The following is a 2578-nucleotide window of genomic DNA, read 5'->3' on the forward strand; positions in this document are numbered from 1 at the left end:
AAGAGAAATTGCAGAATTTTTCAAGAAAAATGCAAGGATATTTTGGGCAGAATGGTCAATCGACTTTATAGCTTCAAGACATTGTTTCCTGCAACGCAGTGTTCTATGGCGTTTATTTAAGCAAAATGGATCACTATGTTATTATTACGCCGTTTAAAAAATTCTCTCGATTTAAGCATTTTGCTTACAAGTACCAGGTCCTCATATGATTAAGTGGATTATCCTGGCGATCTTTGTCATTTCTGCGTTTTATATTCAACAACGCGGCAAAGTTCGTCACTCATTTTACCGCCAGTTTTTTGATCACTCGACTTTGCTCGCGCCGATTAATTTTCTGATGTATATGTTTTCTAAAGTGCCAAGTCAGCCTTATATTGACACTCAGCATTTTAAAGATTTGAAAGTCTTGGATGAAAACTGGGAAATGATTCGCGATGAAGCGCAAGCTTTATATGAACAAGGTGGCATCAAAGCGTCGAGTAGTTATGATGATTTAGGTTTTAACTCCTTTTTTAAAACCGGCTGGAAACGTTTCTATTTGAAATGGTATGACTCTGCACATCCTTCTGCGGCAGAGCTTTGTCCTAAAACCACAGAACTGCTGAAAACGTTGCCTTCAATTAAAGCTGCAATGTTTACTGAGCTTGCGCCGGACAGCCGTTTGGTACGTCACCGTGACCCGTATGCTGGTTCATTGCGTTATCACTTGGGGCTACTAACGCCGAATGATGATCGTTGCTTTATTGATGTCGATGGTCAGCGTTATTCATGGCGTGATGGTGAAAGTGTGGTGTTTGATGAAACTTATATTCACTATGCAGAAAATAAGACTGAACAAAACCGCATCATTTTCTTTGCCGATGTTGAGCGACCGTTAAGCTCAAAGTTGATGGCACGCTTTAACCATTGGTTTGGTAAAAATATCATGACCGCAGCCAGTTCACCAAATGAACATGGGGATCAAACGGGTGGACTCAATAAAGTTTTTGGTTATGTTTATCAAATTCGGATCAAAGCCAAAGCACTGAAAAAGACCAATCGAAAATTGTACTATTTCTTAAAATGGTTTTTGATGTTGGGTATTTTCTTCCTGATTTTTGTGCGCCCATATTTATTTTAATCGTGAAGCAAAGATTGAAAAAATACGCTCTTCGGGGCGTTTTTTTATGTGCTTTAAAATTAATCTGCAAAGTTGCATGCCAATCGAAAAATCTTGTATAGAATGAAAACAATAGATGGGGGATGCAATGTACACGTTTAGTTCTAAAAAAGATTGGTGGGTGGTGGCCTTTATTGTTTGTATGAGTGGCTTGCTCATTCAATTATTACTGACGATGCAAGCTAAAGGTACCATGCAGCAATATCCTGTTCATTAATTAAAATACAATGATTTTTATTTATTCTATTGATTTTTTTGGCAAATCTCTCTACTACTTTGTGGGATGATGGCATTGTAAGGATTACTTCATAATCTTTTTCATGCATTAAGCTATGGAGAATTTTAGAGATATTGGGGTTGAATTTTCCACACTCTTTAAGAGATATTGAGAATCCTTTTTGTCCTTTTAGGGCGTAAATTAAAGGATTCCCATCACCCCCCTGACGACTATACAAACGTTTAAAGACACTATGCACAATTAAGTCATTAAGTTTGTGATGATTAGGGTTAGCATCTAATGACGTATTTACTAGTTGTTCTGTTTCTGAGGTGAAAGTAACAACTTTATTGTCATTAACGAGAATTCCCAATTTAAGTCTCAACTATTTGGCTTATAAATAATTTTTAAAATTATCTTTATAAAAAAGAAAAAGTCCAATAAGTCTTGAAACTTATTGGACTTTCGCTTTATATTCTGTGGGTACAGTTATTTGATGCTACCAACATCAATTAACGAAAGATCGGCAGAGCTACCAACTCATACTGATATTCACCTTACGGCTAGTACCAGTTCCTATTTTAAAGAAAAGAACTAGTTTGACAAGCCTCAATTTGAAGTCCTTCGTTAATTCAGTAGTTTAAATCATCAAATAAGCACCTAACGGTCGAGCTTTATCTACTTCTGTGCGCCCTTTTTTAAAGGAAGATATGCGGTGCATGTGGAGGGATAAGTGTCACTGGTGCATCGTAGCGATAGTCGAAAGGCTAAACCGCTTACAGGGGATCTCACATAGGCGGAGCGTTGGAAGTAGTTGTATAGGTCGGTGAAGTTGCATGTTGGAGGAATCCTCGCAGAGATATCGCCATACTTCGACAGGGAGCGTGTGGGAGAAGGTGCAAAACCTTTAGTCCTTGTCTGCATGGTCAGCAAAACCATGTGCGGATACGACCGATGCGTGGCTCCGTCAGCCCAATTACAGGTTAATCGGCAATACTTAAGGGATGTTGATTTTGAATCAGCGACCCTTAGGGAAAGTATTGCCGAAACTCTCTCAACGTTCACCATCAGCCCGAGCAAAGCGAGGGATGTGGGGACGTTGAAAGAGAGTTGAGAGCATTTTGTTTTACAAGATTTATGCCAATACTTCCTAGAGTTTATATACCGCGTCAATTGATTTAATTTTCATATAACAACTTTGT

General features: G+C 38.4%; 2 protein-coding genes. One reads left to right on the forward strand and one right to left on the reverse strand.

What is annotated here, in order from left to right:
- Positions 1-205: 205 nt before the first annotated feature.
- The gene (gene lpxO / locus FTV41_RS14275) at positions 206-1120 is read left to right on the forward strand and encodes a lipid A hydroxylase LpxO (protein WP_174660741.1); all 915 of its coding nucleotides are present in this window, start codon (positions 206-208) and stop codon (positions 1118-1120) included.
- 221 nt (positions 1121-1341) lie between these two features.
- Here lpxO and FTV41_RS14280 read toward each other — a convergent pair whose 3' ends face one another.
- Complete coding sequence (locus FTV41_RS14280; RefSeq protein ID WP_174660742.1) at positions 1342-1749, reverse strand: hypothetical protein; 408 nt, start codon at positions 1747-1749, stop codon at positions 1342-1344.
- Positions 1750-2578: the final 829 nt, after the last annotated feature.

It is taken from the genome of Acinetobacter sp. YH16051 (genome assembly GCF_013417135.1).
Classification (GTDB): Bacteria; Pseudomonadota; Gammaproteobacteria; order Pseudomonadales; family Moraxellaceae; genus Acinetobacter; species Acinetobacter towneri.

Excerpts from the sequence above, each read along its gene's own strand:
- lpxO (WP_174660741.1), top strand. The coding sequence starts at position 206 with ATGATTAAGTGGATTATCCTGGCGATCTTTGTCATTTCTGCGTTTTAT.